Consider the following 683-nt stretch of genomic DNA (forward strand, 5'->3'; position numbering starts at 1 on the left):
ATTATGGTCGCTATCGCCACGGGTCGGGGTCGTGCGGTGTTTCCCAAAGCTGTGTATGAGCTCATTGAGACCGTGGGTATCGATGTGCTTGTCACCATCAACGGTCAATGCAGTCATCACCAAGGGGAATTGTTAGCGCATTATCCGATGACGCCTGCGCAAATTAAACTGATTACCGATTATGTTGAATCAAACAATTTATCCTATGCCTACATGACCGATGCGGAAATTATTGCGTTAGCGGAAGATGAGGCGCTGTCAGAAGCTTTAAATTCACTTAAAATAGCTTACCGTACTGCCCGTCATGATGACATTGATTTGTCGATACCTATTTATCAAGTCGTGGCATTTCATCCTGACAACACGCAGGTAAATTTTGAATTTCCCTCGACTTTAAAAATCATGCGCTGGCACAAAAACGGTATCGATATTCTAGATGCGACAGGCTCGAAGGCACGCGGCATTGCGCAGGCGCTCAATAAACTGGGGCTGGATTTTGAAGATGCGATGGCATTCGGCGATGGGGTGAATGATATCGAAATGTTACAGACAGTCGGCTTTGGCGTGGCGATGGGGAATGCCCATGCCGATGTGAAAGCGGCGGCTGACTATGTATGTCCAGCTGCGTGGGAAGATGGCATCTATCAAGGCTTACAAAATTTGGGTTTGTTGCCACATGGATG

Annotated in this window: 1 protein-coding gene; it reads left to right on the forward strand. The window is 47.3% G+C overall.

Annotated elements, in window-relative coordinates:
- A partial coding sequence (locus GY683_RS04135) for an HAD-IIB family hydrolase (protein ID WP_297287546.1) occupies positions 1 to 683 on the forward strand: 683 nt, incomplete at both ends.

The sequence above is a fragment of the Moraxella sp. genome, assembly GCF_024227015.1.
Lineage (GTDB): Bacteria > Pseudomonadota > Gammaproteobacteria > Pseudomonadales > Moraxellaceae > Moraxella.